The organism is Frankia sp. ACN1ag (genome assembly GCF_001414035.1).
Lineage (GTDB): Bacteria > Actinomycetota > Actinomycetes > Frankiales > Frankiaceae > Frankia > Frankia torreyi.
In genome coordinates this window covers 116,350-130,586 of sequence record NZ_LJPA01000013.1, presented here as the reverse complement: position 1 = coordinate 130,586, position 14,237 = coordinate 116,350, and the positions used below count along the sequence as shown (strand labels likewise).

Here is a 14,237-nt window from a genome sequence, read left to right as displayed (position 1 = left end):
CGATAACGTCGAGAGGTGAACCACCACCAACCAGCCCCACCCCACCGCCAGGCCACACCGCCACCACACTTCGAGCCCCCTTCGGGTCAGGGGCGGCGTGGTCAGCGCGGCCCGCGTGACAGAAACTGGTCGGGTGACCCCCACGCCGGCCACCGGAAGCCCCACGGCCCAGGCGACCGGCGACACCGCCGCCGCGCCGACCCAGCCCGCCGCCGTCCCGCCCCAGCCCCGGACCGGCATCGAGCCGCCGCGGGCAAGCGACCCGTCACCCCCCACACCCGCCGCGCCCACCCCGGCCGCCGCGACCGCCACCGAACCCGACCGGACCGAGCCCAACCAGGCCGGCCAGGCCGGCAAAGAGCGGCCCGCCCGCCGGACCCGCCGCCGCGCCACCCTGCGCCGACGCACCCCCCCGGCCCTGGCCGCCCTGCTCGGCGGCGCCCTGCTCTACCTCGCCACCCCACCGGTCGGCGCCTGGCCGCTCGCACCGATCGCCGTCACCGTGCTCACCCTCACCGTCCGCGGCCGCCGCCTGCGCGCCTCCTACGCCCTGGGCCTGCTGTTCGGCCTCGCGTTCTGCCTGCCGCTGCTGCGCTTCGTCTCCTTCGTCGGCGCCGACGCCTGGATCGCCCTCGCCGTCGCCGAAGCCGCCATCCTCGCCCTCGTCGCCCCCGCCACCACCCTCGTCTGGCGCCTGCCCGCACCCTGGCTGTGGACCGGCGCCGTCTGGGTCGCCCAGGAGGCCCTGCGCGGACGCGCCCCCTTCGGCGGCTTCCCCTGGGGCCGGCTCGCCTTCACCCAGTCCGACAGCCCGCTGACCGGACTCGCCGCCCTCGGCGGCGCACCCCTGCTCACCGCCGTCGTCGCCGCCACCGGTGCCCTGCTCGCCCTCGCCATCACCCACGCCCACACCCTGGCCCGCGCCACCACCGGCCACCGGCGCACCGCACCGCGACGCCTCGCCGCACCCCTGCTCGGCGCCACCGCCCTCACCCTCGCCGGCCTGCTCGTCCCGCTGCCCACCACCGCCGAACACGGCACCCTCACCGTCGCCGCCATCCAGGGCAACGTCCCCGCCGACGGCGGCATCCACGCCCTCGGCCGCGCCTTCCAGGTCACCGCCAACCACGTCGCCGGCACCCGCCGCCTCGCCGCCGACGTCGCCGCCGGCCGCCGCCCCGCCCCCGATCTCGTCCTGTGGCCGGAGAACTCCTCCGACCTCGACCCCCAGCGAGACCCCACCGTCGCAGCCGCCCTGCGCGGCGCCGCCCGCACCGCCGGCGCCCCCGTCCTCGTCGGCGCCGTCCTCGACGGCCCCGGCCCCCGCCACGTCCGCAACGCCGGCATGATCTGGACCGCCGACGGCTTCACCGGCCAGATGTACGTCAAACAACACCCCGTCCCCTTCGCCGAGTACCTCCCCGGCCGCGCCCTGCTCACCCGCCTCATCGGCCGCTTCGCCAACGAGATGCCCAGCGACTTCCTGCCCGGCCACAGCCCCGGCGCCCTGCACGCCGCCGGCACCACCATCGGCGACGTCATCTGCTTCGAAGTCGCCTACGACGACCTCGTCCGCGACACCGTCGACCACGGCGCGCAGATCCTCGTCATCCAGACCAACAACGCCTCCTTCGGCCGCAAGGGCGAAAGCCAGCAGCAACTCGCCATGTCCCGGCTACGCGCCGTCGAACACGGCCGCGCCACCGTCCAGGTCTCCACCAGCGGCGAAAGCGCCCTCATCGCCCCCGACGGCACCCTGCTGGCCAAGACCGGCCTGTACGAACCCGGCGTCCTCACCGCCGCCCTGCCCCGACGCACCAGCCAAACCCTCGCCGACCGTGCCGGAATCGTCCCCGAGGCGGTGCTGCTCNCCCTCGGCCTGGGCGCCATGATGGCGGGAGTGATCCGCCGCCGAACCCGCCCCACCGGCGACCCCGACCACACCGGCACCACCCCGCAGGCACCACGACCCCACGAGACGACACCCACGGTGACGCCCGCCGGGCCGGCCTGACGGATATGGCCCCCGATCAGGAAAGGAACCGCGTGGATCTCCACCGCGTTGTCGTCTGCGTCCCCACCTACAACGAGCGGGACAACCTCCCGGACACCGCCCGCCGCCTGCGCGCGGCGAACCCGACGGTCGACCTGCTCGTCATCGACGACGCCAGCCCCGACGGCACCGGGAAGATCGCCGACGAACTCGCCGACAACGACGACCACATCCACGTCCTGCACCGCGACGGCAAAGCCGGCCTCGGCACCGCCTACATCGCCGGCTTCACCTGGGCCCTCGACCACGGCTACGACGTCATCGTCGAAATGGACGCCGACGGCTCCCACCAGCCCGAACAGCTACCCCGCCTGCTCGCCGCCCTCGCCCACGCCGACCTCGTCATCGGCTCCCGCTGGGTACCCGGGGGAGAGGTCCGCAACTGGCCCCGCACCCGGCTGCTGCTCTCCCGCGGCGGCAACATCTACGTCCGCGCCGCCCTCGGCATGCCGCTACGCGACGCCACCGCCGGCTACCGCGCCTACCGCGCCGACGTCCTGCGCGACCGCGACCTGACCGGCGTCTCCTCCCAGGGCTACTGCTTCCAGGTCGACCTCGCCTGGCAGGCCTGGCGCTCCGGCTACCGCGTCACCGAAGTCCCCATCACCTTCGTCGAACGCGAACGCGGCACCTCCAAGATGAGCAACGCCATCGTCGCCGAAGCCTTCTGGCGCGTCGCCTGGTGGGCCGCCACCACCCGCCGCCGCCGGCCCACCCCCCGCACCCCCCACCTCCCAGCCAACCCCACCCCACGCCAACCCACCGCCAACCCCGACATCCCCACCGACCACCCCGACAACGTCACCACCAGCCACAGCGCCTAACCACCACCAGACCGACCCCCACCCGTCACCCCCCGCAGCCGCCACATCACCCAGAACAGCCACCCCGGGCATGCCAAAGGGTCGGGCACGCACATCCCCGTGCCCGACCCCGCAACCACCGACAAACAGCCCCGCTACGCGGTACGCCGGCCCTCACCGGTCCCGCGCAGCACCGCCAACCGCTCCGCCAGAACCTCCTCCAGATCATCGGTGGTCCGGCGCTCCATCAACATGTCCCAGTGCGTCCGCGGCGGCTTCGACTTCTTCGGCTCAGGCCGCTCACCATCGACGATCACCGACGCCCCACCACAGACCTTGCACTCCCACACCGACGGCACCTCCGCCTCAGCCGCGAAGGGCATGGTGAACTGGTGGCCGTTGGGGCAGTCGTAGGACGCCGACTGCCGTGGGGCAAGCTCGGTGCTGCGGTCAGTCTCGTAGGACACTGCACCGAGACGGCTTCCCCGCAGGATGCGCTCGCCCATATAACTCCTCCGAGCGTCGAGACGTGTGCAACTACCCCTCGACAACGTTCTNGCCAGCCGAGACGTTCCCGCCGAGGAAGGACCCGTAACACAATCATGAACGCGCAGCGTCCCCACCCCACAGCGAAACGCCCCACCCGTCCCATCCGCACCCTGCACACGGCCACCCTCGGCATCACCCGCGCCACCGTCGGCACCCTCGTGCTCACCCGCGCCGTGGACACCCTGCGCATCACCGGCGTCGACCGACTCACCGCCACCCGCCTGGCCTGGGTCGCCCGCCTCGCCGGCATCCGCGACCTCGCCCTCGGCGCCGGCCTGCTCGCCGCGATGACCACCGGCCGCGACACCACCACCTGGCTGTGGGCCGGAATGATCGCCGACGCCGCCGACGTTTCCGTCTTCGCGACCTCCACCGCCCGCGGCCACCTGCCACCCGCCATCGGCACCCTCATGGCCACCGCCGCCCTCGGTGGCGTCGTCGCCGCCGCCCCCCTGACCCGCACCGGACCGGGGGAGTGACCCCACCACCCCGTCGCATCGCCCATCGACGAATCCACCCAGAAAGGACCCCGTGACGCCATGACCACCAGCGACCACGCCACCCCCACCGGCCCCGACGCCGCCGACGTCACCAAGACCGACGAGCAGTGGCGCGCCGAACTCTCACCCCAGCGTTACGCCATCCTGCGCCAGGCCGCCACCGAACCCCCCTTCACCGGCGCCTACACCTACAGCAAGGAAACCGGCACCTACCGCTGCGGCGGCTGCGGCGCGGCGCTGTTCACCTCCGACACCAAGTACGACTCCGGCTCCGGCTGGCCCAGCTTCACCGAACCCGCCGTCGCTGACGCCGTCGAACTCGTCGAGGACCGCTCCCACGGCATGATCCGCACCGAGGTCCGCTGCGCCCGCTGCAGGGGACACCTCGGCCACGTCTTCGACGACGGCCCCGGCCCCACCGGCCAGCGCTACTGCATGAACAGCCTCGCCCTCGACCTCGACACCCACTGACCCACCCCAGCCCGTGGACCGGGCCGCCGCCGGTGCACTGACGCACCGGCCGGCCCACCCACCACCTGCCACCCAAGACGACCCAGCACCCCCAAAAAACTGTCGGTGCCCCCGCCTACCGTCACTGCCATCCCGCCACCGACCCCGGGGGAGGCACACCATGGAAACCGAACTGCAGTTCGACTGGCACCGGCGGCGCGCCGCCTGGATCCGCGACACCATCCACCGCCACGGCTGGGCCGTCCAGGCCGTCCTCGCCGAACCCGACACCGGCGAACCCGACTACGCCTACACCATCGGCCTCACCGCGCTGCACCACCCCGAACTGCTCATCGCCGGCCTGCACCCGCACGACGCCGCCGCCCTGCTCAACCTGCTCGCCACCCGCATCCGCGCCGGCGACCCCCCGCCAGCCGACACCACCCTCGACGACCTCGCACCCCCCAGACGCCACCACCTACTCACCCTCAACCCCGCCGCCAGCGACGAGCTGCTGCTCCACGCCAACGCCACCTACCAGCACCCCGACGGCCCACCCGTCACCGCCCTCCAGATCATCTGGAGTGACCCCGCCGGCACCCTGCCCTGGGAAACCGGCTGCACCGGCGACGCCGCCCACCAGCCCCTCGCCGGCCCACCCCCCGACACCGCGGGGGACAGGCCCCACCCCTGACCGCACCCATCCAGCGCCCCGGTACCCAGGCGGCGGTGCCACCCGAACACCGCCGAGACACCGGGGCCACGCGGGGCGCGCGCCAACTCAGACCACGCCGACGCCGGGGGAGTCAGGCAACCACCCTCAGTAACCCACCAGAAAACACCACCACCGACGACCAGCACACCCGGCCGACCTGCTCGACCGCTCGAACCTGGCAACCGGACCGCGACAACGACAACGACAACGATCACCAGCGTGACGATCACCAACCTCCAGCTCCAGCACCCAGCCCACCCGGCGACCAGCATGCACATCCACCTGGAACACGTCACCCACCAAGCCAACCCACACAGCCAAAAACCCAGCAACCACTACCCCACCGCACGCGCCGATAATGCACATTATGTCAAGTAGAGATTGATCAGCCGCTCCCCCCGTTCGCCCCGACTCCCGGCCAGCAGGAGGCCCGCGACGAACAGGATCTGCCGCTACCGCGGACCTCGCGCCGCCCGACCCCAGGAAGATTGACTTCGATTTCGATCCAGCCCGAAGGCCGACAGATCACAAGATCACATCCAACACAAGCAAGTTGATCATGACTTCTCCCCCGGTGGTCAGCTGCATGGCCGGGTGGAGTTGTTGTTGATCATTATGTGAAGTGACGTCAACAGCGTTGATTATCTTTATGGAGGATGGCCGATCAGACGTGGCCGGCGGTTCCGCGGAATACCACGATCGCCGGAGGCTCACGAGCTCGCACCGGACCGCGTCCGTTCACGAGCGGACGACGCACGCCTGCGGGCTGCCTACCCGCCGCCGAAGGCGTAGATCACTTCAGAGGTGAGAAGGTGATCTACGTCGGTACGAAGCAGATCGGCCAGGGTTTCGGTGTAGTCGCGCTGGAACATCTCCACCTGCTCGAGAGTGAGGGTGGCGATCGCGTCGTGGTGCGGGCCGCGGGTGTGGGCCTCCCAGGCATGTTCCAGGTCACGGGAGGAGAAGCGGATGGTCTCCCCCACCTGCTTCGCCGGGGTGAACCCGGCGTCACGCAGTGCCCGATGGCATCGCGTCCGCGTTCCCAGGGCGGTGGCCGGGTCGGTGAGGGCCAGTCCGTGGCGGCGGGCATGGTCGCGAAAGATTCTGGCCGCGACGGGGAAACCCGCCGCCATCGTCGAGAAACCGATCTGCCCGCCGGGTGCCAGCAGCCGGTGCCATTCCCCCAGCGCCGCCTGGACCGGCAGGTAGAGCAGGCCGGCGGAGCAGAGGACCAGGTCGAACGAGCCGTCCCCGAACTGGGGCAGGGTGGTGGCGTCCGCCTTGACCAGCTCGATGGTCGTCAGTCCGGCCGCGTCGATTGCCTGCCGGGCCCGGGCGAGCATGCCTGCGGAGATATCGACGCCGACCACCTGTCCGGTCGGTCCGACGGCCCGGGCGGCGGCGATCGCGGCGAGCCCGGTACCGGTCGCGGCGTCCAGGATGCGCATGCCCGCGGTGGGGGCGGCGAGTTCGACGAGCCGTTCGGCGTAGCGGATGTGCCAGGTGTGGTTGCTGTAGGTCGCGGCACGCCCGTCGAAGACGGTCTCGGCGCTGCCCTGCGAGTCGGCCGCCGTCACAGAAGGTGATCATGGCACAGCCGCGTGGCCGTGGTGGTCGAATCCCGCTTCCGGGTCGGTGNGGTTGCCGTCACCGAACCGGTTGCGGGCCGCGGAGCATCGTGGCATGGCAGAACGACTCGTTTCCGCGTCCTGCCTGTGCCAGGGTCCTGGGGTGAGCAGCGAGGAAGAGCTGTTGCCGGGGAATGTCACGACCGGTGTGGTACGGGTGGGTCAGACTGTTCGCCGCCCGGTCGGACCATGGACGGACGCGGTCGATGCGCTGCTGGAACACCTGCACGCGGTGGGTTTCACCGGCGCCCCTCGCCCGCTGGGACGGGACGCGCAGGGACGCCAGGTGCTGGAGTACATCCCCGGCGAGCTCGGTGCGGTGGCGGGCACGTACTCGGTGGCAGAGCTGTTCTCGATCGGTCGGATGCTGGCGGACCTGCACCGGGCACTCGCCGGCTTCGGGCCGCCGGCCGGCGCGGTGTGGAACAGGGTCATTCCGCCGGATCGGGAGGACTTCGTCTGCCAGAACGACGTGGCGCCATGGAACCTCGTGAGGTCTGCTCGGGGGTGGGTGCTGATCGACTGGGATGGAGCGGCACCGAGTTCCCGGTTGTGGGATCTTGCGTACGCAGCGCAGAGCATGGCGGGTCTGCGGGCCGATCGGCCGGTGGCGGAGTCGGCGGCGCGGTTGCGCACCGTCGTTGACGGTTACGGCTTGGATGAGGCGTCGAGGCCGGCGTTGGCGAGCATGCTGGGCCGACGCGCCAGAGCGATGTACAACCTGTTGCGCGATGGCGCCCGACGGCAGCGTCAGCCGTGGGCCAGGATCTGGGTCGAGGACGGGCCTTACTGGCGCGCGACCTCCGAATATCTGGCGGCCCGGACCGAGGTGTGGACAGCCGCCCTGCGATGACGCTTGGGCGCCGGCTCAGGTGGCGGGCGTGGCCGCAAAGAACGGCCGCAAAGAACGGTTCGGCTCCCCCAGGTTGCGGGTTTGGATCGCCTTTCTTGTTGATTAAGAAAGGCGATCCTTCGTCAACGGCGTTGATTATCTTGGGGGTGGTGGGCGGGCGGCGGGCTCAGTGGGCGGCGTCGGACCAGCGGTGCAGGATGGACACGTCGGCGACGAACCGGACCCCGCTGGCCGTCGACCAGTAGGCGGCCGTGGCGGCGAGGGCGCGGCGCAGCAGGTCGGCGGCGGCCTCGGCGTGCGCGATGGGGACGTGCAGGAGCAGTTCGTCGTGCAGGCAGAGCACGATCTCGCCGCCGAGGGCGGGCAGCTCGGCGCGGACGGTCACCGCCCAGGCCTTGAACAGTTCGGCGGCGGGGCCCTGGATGACGGCGTTGCGGGCGAAGCGGCCGCGGGCCTGCTCGGTGACCCCGCCGGCGGCCGGGGAGGCCTCGTCGGGCGGCGCCGGGTCGGTCAGACCCCGGGGTGGGCGCGGCGTGGGGGCGAGGCGGACGAGCCGGCCGCCGTAGGTGCGCAGGTCGCGGCCGGAGCGGCCGGCGGCGTCGGCGGCGTCGAGGTAGGCCAGCGCGGTCGGGTAGGCGCGGCGCATCCGGCGCAGGGCCTCGCCGGCCGAGCCGGTGGTCTGGCCGTACATGGCGGCGAGCATCGCGATCTTGGCCTGCGGGCGGTCGCGACCGAGCTGCGCCGCGACGGGGGCGTACATGTCGTCGGCCTGGGTGGCCGCGGCGAGGGCGGGGTCGGCGGAGACGACGGCGAGGACCCGGGGTTCGATCTGGCCGAGGTCGGCGCGGACGAACACCCGGCCCGGTTCGGCGACGACGGCGGCGCGTAGGTCGGCGGGCAGGTTGTGCAGGCCGGCCTGGGCGGTCATCCGCCCGGCGGCGCCGTCGCTGCCGTGCCAGGCGCCGCGCAGCCGGCCGTCCGGGGCGACGTGGGTGTCGAGCCAACGGTGGCCGTAGGTCGTGGCGATCCGCTCGGTGCGCCGCCAGGCCAGCAGCGCGGCGACGGCGGGATGGGCGTCGCGCAGCGGTTCGAGGCGGCCCGAGCGGGTGTCGGGGACGTCGATGCCCACCGCGCGCAGCGCGGCTCGCACGGCGGCGGGGTTGCGCAGGTCGACGGGGCCGCGCAGGTGGGCGAGGACGGGGGCGTCGCGGCGGCGGCGGGCGGCGAGCTCGTCGGCGTCGGTGCGCGGCGGCGGGCCGACGATCTCGGCGAGCAGCGTCTCGGCGGTGGCGCGGTCGATGGGCAGGCCGTCGCGTTCGAGTTCGCGGGCGAGCAGCTCCGCGGCGGATTCGGCGCGGGCGGTCAGGACGGCGAGGCTGGTCCGGCCGGGGCGGGCGCGCCGGTCGGCGAGGCCGTTCAGCGCGGCCTGCTGACGGTGCTGGGCCTGCAGCGCGAGCGCGGCGAGGGCGGCGGCGCGGCGCAGCGCCTCACCGGGCCCGGCGGCCCGGTGCAGCCAGCCGGCGTCGAGCTGGCCATCCCCCGCCAGTGGCCCGTCCGCACCGCCGAGGCCGAACCCGCCGCCAGCACTGAACCCGCCGCCAGCACTGAACGCACCGCCAGCGCCGAGGGGTCCGCCAGCGCCGACGGGTTCGTGGGTACCGCGGGTGTCGACTCCCCCACCGGCGCTGATTCCCTCGGCGCCGGTGGGGTCGAGGCGATGCCGGGCAGCGGGGTCGTCGCCGGTGCCCTCCCACAGGCCGAGCTGGCCCGGCGCGACCCGCGCGGCGGGGCCGGGAGGTCGGGACGGCGGGGGTGGCAGGGGCAGGCCGGCGGCGGCGGCCCACACGGCGGCCGGGTCGTCACGGCGCCCGCCGTGCAGCAGCCGGTGCACGGCGGCGAGATCCCAGCAGGCGGCGAGGCGCACCTGGGTGGCTGGCGGCACCGCCGCCGACGCCGACCACCACACCCAGCGCGGGGCGCAGCGCCGCTCGATCTCGGCGACCAGTTCGGCGGCCTCGGCCGGCTCGGGCGCGGACACCACCAGGGTGACGGGCGTGCTGGTCGGGTGAGACGGCGGGAGCGGCGGCGGGCCGGCGGGCAGGTGGTGGGCCAGGGCGAACCCGACCTTTGGGAGGACCACGAGCGCCAGGGGTTGACGCGGGGCGAACTCCCCCGACCACAGGTCCGCGAGTGGTCCCGCGGCCGGGTGCGACGGGCTGGCCGGCGTCATCGTTCGATTCTCACCACCGGGTCCGACAGTTCGCGCCGGCCCGGTGGCGGGGGGCCGGCGCGCGTGGCCGGGCGGGCGAGCCTGGCCGGGTGCGCGGTGCCGTGGTCAGATGGACCGTCATGGTGGCCGGGAAAGCGGAAATGCCCCCGTTGGAAACGTGGAGCGGTAAGAATCCCCGTCGACGAGGGATGCGCGTACCACGGGGGAAGGGTGGATTCATGGCGGGGCGGGACAACGAGTACGAACGTCCCATCCTGCTCGGCTGCGGTGGGTGCGACGCCCGGTGGACGGCGCTGACCGCGGCGCACTGCCCGACCTGTCATGCCACGTTCGCGGGGGCCACGACCGGTTTCGACGCCCACCGGGTGAACGGGGTCTGCCAGCCCCCGCAGCTGGTCGGTCTGCGTCATGACCGGGGCTACTGGCTGGTCGCGGGCGAGCAGCCGCCGGGACGCCTCCTGCACCGCTCCCGGGAGGGGGCCGGCGGGCACGGTGACCCTCGCGGATCGGCCGGGCCCCCCGGCGGCGAGGTGCGGATGGCCGGCTGACCGGGCCGGCCGAACGGCGCTCCGGCCCCACGGCAGGCTGGCCGGACGGCAGGCTGGCCGGACGGTCGGCTGCGTCAGCGGGCCTGCTCGGCGGCGCAGGCCCGGCGGGCCGCGATGCGTTCGGCGGTCGGCCAGCGCACGTCGTGGGCCCAGCCCAGGCGTTCGAACCAGCGGATGAGCGCGGCGCTCGGGTCGACCTGACCGGGCAGGACGCCGTGGCGGGCGCTGGTGGGGTCGGCATGGTGCAGGTTGTGCCAGGACTCCCCCAGCGACGGCACGGCCAGCCACCAGACGTTCCGCGACTGGTCGCGGGTGGTGAAGGGCCGTTCGCCGATGAGGTGGCAGATCGAGTTGATGGAGAACGTGACGTGGTGCAGCAGGGCGATGCGCACCAGGGAGCCCCAGAACAGGGCGGTGAGCGCGCCGGTCCACGACATGCTCCACAGCCCGCCGGCCACCGGTGGGATCAGGACCGAGGCGGCCACGCACCAGGGGAACGCGGCGGCGACGGCGGCGACGTCGCGGTCGGCGAGCAGATCGGGGCAGAACCGCTTCGGGCAGGTGCGGTGGCGGTTGAACAGCCAGCCGACGTGGGCGTGCAGGAAGCCCCTGGTCACTCCGACGGCGCTGCGGCCGAAGCGCCAGGGTGAATGGGGATCGGCGGCGGCGTCGGAGTACTTGTGGTGGCGGCGGTGGGCGGCGACCCAGTCGGTGACGCTCATCTCGACGGCGAGGCTGCCGGCCAGGGCGAGGCCGATGCGCAGGGGCCGGCTGGCCTTGAAGGAGCCGTGGGTGAACAGGCGGTGGTAGCCCACGGTGATCCCGAAGCCGGAGATCAGGTACATCACCCCGCCGATGACGATGTCGTGCCAGCCCAGTCCGTGTCCCCAGGCCACGGGCACCGCCAGGGCCACCGCGAGGAGGGGGACGGCGAGGAACAGCAGCAGCAGGATCTGTTCGAGGGGGGTCTTCAGATCGGGGGCGATGTCGGGGCGGGCAGGCGGGCCCGCGTCGATACGCTGGAATGTCGATTCGGTCGATTCGGAGGACACATATTTCCTCTCACGAGGTTCGTCGGATACCCGGCAACCCTCGTCGGTTCTCCGAGCCGGGTCACGGGTGCTGGCCACCGGAACACCGGTTCGGGTCCGCCCCAACAGTAGACGGGGGTGTGCCCGCCGGTCGGCGGCGGCGCGCGTCAGGCACGATCGAGGGACCATGACACTCACCGACCACCTTCCCGCGTCCTCGCATCCGGTGGCCGGCGCCGCCGACGATGTACCCGGCGAGCCGGATCCGGACACCCTGTACGACGCCTTCACCGCCTGGGTCGCCGAGCAGGGCCTGGAACTCTATCCCGCCCAGTCCGAGGCGCTCATCGAGATCGTCTCCGGGTCGAACGTCATCCTGGCGACGCCGACGGGGTCGGGGAAGAGCCTGGTGGCGGCCGGGGCGCACTTCGCGGCGCTGGCCGCCCGGCGGCGGACGTTCTACACCGCGCCGATCAAGGCGCTGGTGTCGGAGAAGTTCTTCGCGCTGTGCGCGATGTTCGGGGCGGCGAACGTCGGGATGATGACGGGTGACGCCTCCGTCAACGACACCGCGCCGATCGTCTGCTGCACGGCGGAGGTGCTGGCGAACATCGCGCTGCGCGACGGGGTGGNCGCCGACGTCGGTCAGGTCGTCATGGACGAGTTCCACTACTACGCCGATCCGGAGCGGGGGTGGGCGTGGCAGGTGCCGCTGCTGGAGCTGCCGCGCACCCAGTTCGTGCTGATGTCGGCGACGCTCGGCGACGTGTCGATGTTCGAGGCGGATCTGACGCGGCGCACCGGGCGGCCGACGGCGGTGGTCCGCTCGGCGCAGCGGCCGGTGCCGTTGTTCTACCGGTTCGTCACGACCCCGCTGCACGAGACGATCGGTGAGCTGCTGGAGACCCATCAGGCGCCGGTGTACGTCGTGCACTTCACCCAGGCGCAGGCGTTGGAACGGGCGCAGGCGCTGATGAGCGTGAACGTGTCGTCGCGGGCGGAGAAGGACCAGATCGCGGCGACGATCGGGAACTTCCGGTTCGCCGCCGGGTTCGGCAAGGTGCTGTCCCGGCTGGTGCGCCACGGCATCGGGGTGCACCACGCGGGGATGCTGCCGAAGTACCGCCGCCTGGTCGAGCAGCTCGCGCAGGCGGGGCTGTTGAAGGTGATCTGCGGGACGGACACGCTCGGGGTGGGGATCAACGTGCCGATCCGCACGGTGGTGTTCACGTCGCTGTCGAAGTACGACGGGACGCGGGTACGGCTGCTCTCGGCGCGGGAGTTCCACCAGATCGCCGGGCGGGCCGGGCGGGCCGGGTACGACTCGGTGGGCAACGTCGTCGTGCAGGCTCCCGATCATGTGGTGGAGAACATGCGGGCGTTGGCGAAGGCCGGCGACGACCCGAAGAAGCGGCGCAAGGTGGTGCGCAAGAAGCCGCCGGAGGGCACCGTCGGCTACGGGGAGCCGACGTTCGACCGGCTGGTGGCCGCCGAGCCGGAGCCGTTGACATCGCAGTTCACGGTGACGCACGCGATGCTGCTCAACGTCGTCAACCGGCCCGGGGACGCGTTCGCGTCGATGCGTCACCTGCTCACCGACAACCATTCGGATCTCCCGACGCAGCGCCGGCTGATCCACCGGGCGATCGCGATCTACCGGGCGCTGCTGGCCGCCGGCGTGGTGGAGAAGCTCGACTCCCCCGACGAGCTGGGCCGCAACGTGCGGGTGACCGGGGATCTGCAGCTCGACTTCGCGCTCAACCAGCCGCTGTCGCCGTTCGCGCTGGCCGCGCTCGAACTGCTCGACCCGGCGTCGCCGACGTACGCCCTCGACGTGCTGTCGGTGCTGGAGGCGACGTTGGACAACCCCCGCCAGGTGCTGCACGCGCAGCTGACCAAGGCTCGGGGGGAGGCGGTGGCGGCGATGAAGGCCGAGGGGATCGAGTACGACCGGCGGATGGAGCTGCTGGAGGAGGTGACCTATCCGCAGCCGTTGGGTGAGCTGCTCGCCGCGGCGTTCGCGACGTACCGGCGGGGTCATCCCTGGGTCGACGACTACGAGCTGGCACCGAAGTCGGTGGCCCGGGAGCTGTATGAGCGGGCGATGACGTTCGCCGAGTACGTGGCGTTCTACGGGCTGGCCCGCTCCGAGGGGCTGCTGCTGCGCTACTTCGCCGACGCCTACAAGGCGCTGCGCCAGACGGTGCCGGAGGACGCGCGCACCGACGAGGTCATCGACCTCACCGAGTGGCTCGGGGAGCTGGTGCGCCAGACCGACTCCAGCCTGCTCGACGAGTGGGAGCGGCTGAGCAACCCCGATCCCGACGCGGCCGCCGGGGCCGGGGCGGGGGCGGTCGACGAGCGGCCGCCGGCGGTGACGGGCAACCTCCGGGCGTTTCGGGTGCTGGTCCGCAACGCGTTGTTCCGCCGGGTGGAGCTGGCCGCGCTGCGCCGCTACGACCTGCTCGGCGAGCTCGACGGCCCGGGGGCCGGAGCCGGCCTCGGGGCGGGAGTCGGCCCCGGGGCGGGAGTCGGCCCCGGGGCTGGGGTGGCCGCGGGGGACGGTCCGGTGTTCGACGCGGCGGGTTGGGAGCGGGCGCTGGCCGGCTACTACGCCGAGCACGACGAGATCGGCACCGGCCCGGACGCGCGCGGGCCGGGGTTGCTGCTGCTCGACGAGCGGCCCGGGGTGTGGACGGCGCGGCAGATCTTCGACGATCCGGCCGGGGACCACGACTGGGGGATCAGCGCGGAGATCGACCTCGCCGCCTCCGACGAGGCCGGGGTGGCGATGGTCCGGGTGACCGCCGTCGACCGGCTCTGACCGGGTACACCGTCGGGCCCCTTCGACCGGGGTCACCTCGCGATCCGGGCCGG

General features: G+C 72.9%; 12 protein-coding genes and 2 pseudogenes. 10 read left to right on the top strand and 4 right to left on the bottom strand.

Annotation, left to right across the window (positions count from 1 at the left end; translation table 11 throughout):
• Positions 1 to 133: 133 nt before the first annotated feature.
• A pseudogene (gene lnt, locus UK82_RS13955) lies at positions 134 to 1,870 on the top strand (apolipoprotein N-acyltransferase); the annotation flags it as partial.
• Between the two features lie 176 nt (positions 1,871 to 2,046).
• Complete coding sequence (locus UK82_RS41845) at positions 2,047 to 2,877, top strand: polyprenol monophosphomannose synthase (RefSeq protein ID WP_044883125.1); 831 nt, start codon at positions 2,047 to 2,049, stop codon at positions 2,875 to 2,877.
• Positions 2,878 to 3,011: 134 nt separating this feature from the next.
• Here UK82_RS41845 and UK82_RS13945 read toward each other — a convergent pair whose 3' ends face one another.
• Positions 3,012 to 3,362 (bottom strand): RNA polymerase-binding protein RbpA, encoded by a 351-nt coding sequence (locus UK82_RS13945; RefSeq protein WP_009738606.1) that lies wholly within the window; start codon positions 3,360 to 3,362, stop codon positions 3,012 to 3,014.
• A gap of 96 nt (positions 3,363 to 3,458) precedes the next feature.
• On the opposite strand from UK82_RS13945, the gene UK82_RS13940 reads away from it, so the two are divergent.
• The 4 genes from UK82_RS13940 (at position 3,459) to UK82_RS33650 (ending at position 5,448) form a co-directional block, all read left to right on the top strand.
• The gene (locus tag UK82_RS13940; protein ID WP_055407568.1) at positions 3,459 to 3,884 is read left to right on the top strand and encodes a hypothetical protein; all 426 of its coding nucleotides are present in this window, start codon (positions 3,459 to 3,461) and stop codon (positions 3,882 to 3,884) included.
• Between the two features lie 60 nt (positions 3,885 to 3,944).
• Positions 3,945 to 4,376 carry a peptide-methionine (R)-S-oxide reductase MsrB gene (gene msrB / locus UK82_RS13935; RefSeq protein WP_044883123.1) on the top strand — a complete coding sequence of 144 codons (432 nt, stop codon included), beginning with the start codon at positions 3,945 to 3,947 and terminating at the stop codon, positions 4,374 to 4,376.
• A 160-nt stretch (positions 4,377 to 4,536) separates the two neighbouring features.
• Positions 4,537 to 5,049, top strand: a complete 513-nt coding sequence (locus UK82_RS13930; protein WP_052680892.1) for a DUF4262 domain-containing protein — start codon at positions 4,537 to 4,539, stop codon at positions 5,047 to 5,049.
• Positions 5,050 to 5,289: 240 nt separating this feature from the next.
• A complete protein-coding gene (locus tag UK82_RS33650) occupies positions 5,290 to 5,448 on the top strand; it encodes a hypothetical protein (protein ID WP_157871692.1) in 159 nt (52 codons plus the stop codon).
• 392 nt (positions 5,449 to 5,840) lie between these two features.
• On the opposite strand, the gene UK82_RS13925 is transcribed toward UK82_RS33650, so the two are convergent.
• The gene (locus UK82_RS13925) at positions 5,841 to 6,647 is read right to left on the bottom strand and encodes a class I SAM-dependent methyltransferase (RefSeq protein WP_055407566.1); all 807 of its coding nucleotides are present in this window, start codon (positions 6,645 to 6,647) and stop codon (positions 5,841 to 5,843) included.
• A gap of 154 nt (positions 6,648 to 6,801) precedes the next feature.
• Here UK82_RS13925 and UK82_RS13920 point away from each other — a divergent pair, with 154 nt between their 5' ends.
• Entirely contained in the window at positions 6,802 to 7,551 is a 750-nt protein-coding gene (locus tag UK82_RS13920) for a kinase (RefSeq protein WP_055407564.1), read from the top strand.
• Positions 7,552 to 7,717: 166 nt separating this feature from the next.
• Here UK82_RS13920 and UK82_RS13915 read toward each other — a convergent pair whose 3' ends face one another.
• The gene (locus UK82_RS13915) at positions 7,718 to 9,781 is read right to left on the bottom strand and encodes a DNA polymerase (protein WP_055407562.1); all 2,064 of its coding nucleotides are present in this window, start codon (positions 9,779 to 9,781) and stop codon (positions 7,718 to 7,720) included.
• A 218-nt stretch (positions 9,782 to 9,999) separates the two neighbouring features.
• Between UK82_RS13915 and UK82_RS13910 the strand changes: the two genes are divergently transcribed.
• Positions 10,000 to 10,329: a hypothetical protein gene (locus tag UK82_RS13910; RefSeq protein WP_044883120.1), complete on the top strand. Its 330-nt coding sequence runs from the start codon at positions 10,000 to 10,002 to the stop codon at positions 10,327 to 10,329.
• A 74-nt stretch (positions 10,330 to 10,403) separates the two neighbouring features.
• Here the strand turns inward: UK82_RS13910 and UK82_RS13905 are convergent, their stop codons facing one another.
• Entirely contained in the window at positions 10,404 to 11,381 is a 978-nt protein-coding gene (locus UK82_RS13905) for an acyl-CoA desaturase (protein ID WP_082121588.1), read from the bottom strand.
• A 166-nt stretch (positions 11,382 to 11,547) separates the two neighbouring features.
• On the opposite strand from UK82_RS13905, the pseudogene UK82_RS37675 reads away from it, so the two are divergent.
• Together UK82_RS37675 and UK82_RS13900 are read left to right on the top strand one after the other, a co-directional pair.
• A pseudogene (locus UK82_RS37675) lies at positions 11,548 to 11,992 on the top strand (DEAD/DEAH box helicase); the annotation flags it as partial.
• A gap of 1 nt (position 11,993) precedes the next feature.
• A partial coding sequence (locus UK82_RS13900; RefSeq protein ID WP_236705907.1) for a DEAD/DEAH box helicase occupies positions 11,994 to 14,184 on the top strand: 2,191 nt, incomplete at its 5' end.
• Positions 14,185 to 14,237: the final 53 nt, after the last annotated feature.